We start from the raw sequence: 3,849 nt of genomic DNA on the forward strand, positions 1-3,849 counted from the left end.
ACGCAGCATAATGACGAAGATTGAATTATTTACCGAAGAAATAAGCGATTTCGATTGCCGCATTTTCTGCTGAATCTGAACCGTGCACTGCGTTAGCATCAATACTTTCAGCAAAATCAGCACGAATCGTACCAGCAGCAGCTTCTTTAGGGTTAGTCGCGCCCATTAAATCACGATTAACTTGAACAGCATTTTCGCCTTCAAGTGCTTGAATCATCACTGGGCCAGAAATCATAAATTTCACTAAATCAGCAAAGAAAGGACGCTCTTTATGCACCGCATAGAAACCTTCAGCCTCAGCTTGCGTCAATTGCGCTAATTTAGCAGCCACAATTTTTAAACCCGCGTTTTCAAAACGTGTGTAGATTTTACCGATGACATTTTTTGCTACTGCATCTGGTTTGATGATAGAAAGCGTACGTTGAACAGCCATAACAACTCCATTTAATTAACTTATTGAAAAGAACGATAAAATACCATTTTTAGCGCTTAAAATAAACCACCATTTACGCATTCAAGTGATTTAGTCAAGCGGATAACTTTTAGCAGATTACTATCCTCCGCTTTAAGTCACCCCTATTATTCGAAACTTAGAATGGCTTGCTCAGCAACCCCTTAAAGATTACGGGAGGGCTTAAGTAATAGAATGTAAAATTTACCCCGTATTGTTTACAGGCTATGTTTGCTTTTTGTACGTTTATCCACCATCCGGCCAATGCCAACTAGGTGTACTCAGCAAGCCTGTTTGCCCATTCACTTTGGTTTCTCCCAACACCTTCTCTAGCTCAATAGCATTGCAAAACTCTGATTGCTTTAACGTAACAATTAAAGTTTGTGCGTGTGAAACCACCCATACTTGTGTGTGTTTGGTTGCCTGAATAATCAGCCGTGCAAGGGCAGGTAATAAATCAGGGTGCAGACTGTTTTCAGGCTCGTTTAGTACCATTAATGGCGGTGGACGCGGCGTGAGCAGTGCAGCTACTAGCAACAAATAGCGCAACATGCCGTCAGAAAGTTCCGCACCGCTTAATGGGCGTAGCAGGCCATAATGGTGAAATTCAATGACAAATCTCCCGCCATCTTGCTGCACAATGTTGAGGTGCGAGCCTGGAAAAGCATCACTAATCGCATCCTCTAAGGCTTGCCTATCGCCGATTTCATAAATGGTGCGCAAAGCAGCAGCTAAGTCACGCCCGTCGTGATGCAGTACGGGCGTGCGTGTGCCAAGCTGGGGTTGGCGTGCAGGCGCATCAGCATCGGTACGGAAGTGGTCATAAAAACGCCATTGACGTATGCTCTCGCGCAGACGCAGAGTTTCAGGTGCGCGTTCGGGGTCGGCCGTTTGGCTAAATAAGCTATCAAAACTTTGTATGGTTTGCGAGACTTGCCAACTGCGGCCATCGCGTATTTTAATCACCGCATTATCGCGCTCAACTAGTGTGCTGGCTGGGCGAAAAAGCGTGCCATGCCATATTGCCTCGTGCTTAATTTCTGGATCGTGCGTGAACATTGAAGTTCCATCAGGCGAGGGCAAACCTAGCGCAATGGCATAGCCAAAATCTTCTTGCGTGGCAAAGCCTAATCTTAAGCGAAGGGATGTTTTTCGGCGCAAACCCTGCACAGGCTCACTACCGTCTTTCATACCTTTAGTAAACACTTCGGGCCCTGCCCAAAAGGTAGAATCCAAGCCTCCTTCTTTCGCCAGTGCGTTAATCACACCGCCTTGTGCGGTTTCTGCTAGCAATCGCAATGCACGGTAAAGGTTAGACTTACCGCTACCATTGGCGCCAGTAATCACATTGAGCTGCCCCAACTTAATGTTAAGCTTAAGTAGTGAGCGGTAGTTGGCAATAGCTAGGGTACTGAGCATAATAGATTGTAAACGATTTCAAAAACCATAGGATTGCATTATCTGCTCAGCTTGTATAGGGTGGATTGCAACCTATCCTTTTGTATATTCTTAAGTTATCTGCAAAATACTGCGCACGACTTAACATGCTGTGGCAAAATTACACGAAAAATCACTAATATTAAAAACAAGAAGGACGTGCCATGGATTGGAATCACGAACTGCTCGCTAGTGTTATCTGGATGGGCAAAGCTTTTGTGCTGAGTTTAATTGGTTTGTTTTTAATCTCCACAGCACTAGGCCGCTGGACAGCATGGGGGCGTCAATTCAAACGTTTGGCTTGGCCTTACTTTAGCCCTGCACGCAGTAAAGCGCCGCTCATTACATTAACCGTGATTATTCTACTCACGCTATTTTCGGTGCGCATGAACGTGCTGTTTTCGTTTTGGTATAACGGCTTTTATAGCGCCATGCAAAAACTGGATGCCAAGGCCTTTTGGTTCATGTTGCTGGTGTTTGCCGTGCTTGCCACGATTCACGTTGCGCGTACTTTGCTAAACTTTTACCTGCGACAGGCTTTTCTAATTCGTTGGCGGGCTTGGTTAACCGACGCCATGATTGCGCGCTGGTTGGCCAAGCAAAGTTATTTTCGTAGCCAGTATGTAGAAGGCAGTGCCGACAACCCTGACCAGCGTATCCAGCAAGACGTGGATAGCTTTGTGACCTCCTCGCTCAACTTGTCGATGGGCTTGTTAGATGCCGTGGTATCACTGTTTTCATTCACGCTGATTTTGTGGACGCTATCTGGTGCGCTGGCTTTATTTGGCATTGAAATTCCGCGCGCCATGGTATTTTTGGTCTATCTGTACGTGCTCATCGCCACGGTGTTTGCGGTTAAGTTGGGTCGACCTTTGATTGCGCTTAACTTTTTAAATGAAAAATTCAACGCGAATTTCCGCTACGCCTTAATCCGCGTGCGTGAATACGGCGAGAGCATCGCGTTTTATCGCGGTGAAGGCATTGAACGAGGCAATTTGCTGTCGCGTTTTTCCGACATCATCAGCAATATGTGGGCCATTGTATTTCGTTCGCTTAAATTTCAAGGCTTTAACCTCGCGATTAGTCAGACTGCCGTTGTCTTTCCATTTATTGTGCAAGCACCACGTTTACTAAGCGGTAAAATCACGTTGGGCGACATGATGCAAACCTCACAGGCTTTTGGTCAGGTACAAGACGCCTTATCCTTTTTACGTAGTTCTTACGACGACTTTGCCAATTTCCGCGCGGTATTAAACCGGCTGAGCGGCTTTCTTGAAACGCTAGACGCTGTTGAGCGATTACCCGCCGCAGAAATCGAGCAAACGCAACACGGCCTTACCATCAGCGCATTCACTGTGCACACGCCATCACAAGCCCTACTGCTGTCAGATTTACATTTAAGCTTAGTCAAGGGCGACTCGCTACTTATCCGTGGTCGCTCAGGATCTGGCAAAACCACCCTACTACGTGCTATTGCTGGGCTTTGGCCCTATGTCATCGGTAAAGTACTGCGACCAACAGAGCAAGTGTTATTTCTATCGCAAAAGCCCTATTTGCCGCTGGGCACATTGCGCACCGCGTTGTACTACCCCTCATCAGCTGAGTCCGGTGACGAAGCGACTGAGATATTACGCGAGTGCCAATTGCCGCATCTAATAACGCGCTTAGACCAAGAAGCTGACTGGAGCAGCATTTTATCTTTGGGTGAACAACAACGCCTCGCTATCGGGCGGGCTTTGCTTAGTCGCGCAGAACTGATATTTTTAGATGAAGCCAGCTCTGCCATGGATGAAGGCTTGGAATATTCCATGTATCAACTATTGCGCCAATCACTGCCAGATAGCATTATCGTTAGCGTGGGCCACCGTAGCAGTCTGTTAGATTTCCATAACAAAGAACTAGACTTACTGGGTGAAGGCAAATGGAACTTGCATGACTTAAGCTTAAGGGTTTAGGTTTAA

Annotated in this window: 3 protein-coding genes; 1 reads left to right on the forward strand and 2 read right to left on the reverse strand. The window is 46.4% G+C overall.

The genetic code is table 11. From position 1 onward, the window contains the following. Positions 1-25: 25 nt before the first annotated feature. Both ndk and HOO90_RS00245 read right to left on the reverse strand, forming a co-directional pair. A complete protein-coding gene (gene ndk, locus HOO90_RS00240; RefSeq protein ID WP_292838266.1) occupies positions 26-433 on the reverse strand; it encodes a nucleoside-diphosphate kinase in 408 nt (135 codons plus the stop codon). A 264-nt stretch (positions 434-697) separates the two neighbouring features. Beyond that, positions 698-1,870 (reverse strand): AAA family ATPase, encoded by a 1,173-nt coding sequence (locus HOO90_RS00245; protein ID WP_292838268.1) that lies wholly within the window; start codon positions 1,868-1,870, stop codon positions 698-700. Between the two features lie 182 nt (positions 1,871-2,052). Between HOO90_RS00245 and HOO90_RS00250 the strand changes: the two genes are divergently transcribed. Continuing rightward, positions 2,053-3,843 carry an ABC transporter ATP-binding protein/permease gene (locus HOO90_RS00250; protein ID WP_292838270.1) on the forward strand — a complete coding sequence of 597 codons (1,791 nt, stop codon included), beginning with the start codon at positions 2,053-2,055 and terminating at the stop codon, positions 3,841-3,843. Positions 3,844-3,849 lie beyond the last annotated feature (6 nt).

This window comes from Methylotenera sp., assembly GCF_013141425.1.
In the GTDB taxonomy this organism is placed as follows: Bacteria; Pseudomonadota; Gammaproteobacteria; order Burkholderiales; family Methylophilaceae; genus Methylotenera.

What these genes read in the sequence shown, in the direction of transcription:
- ndk (WP_292838266.1), bottom strand. Translation starts at nt 433, where the DNA reads ATGGCTGTTCAACGTACGCTTTCTATCATCAAACCAGATGCAGTAGCA.
- HOO90_RS00245 (WP_292838268.1), bottom strand. Translation starts at nt 1,870, where the DNA reads ATGCTCAGTACCCTAGCTATTGCCAACTACCGCTCACTACTTAAGCTT.
- HOO90_RS00250 (WP_292838270.1), top strand. Translation starts at nt 2,053, where the DNA reads ATGGATTGGAATCACGAACTGCTCGCTAGTGTTATCTGGATGGGCAAA.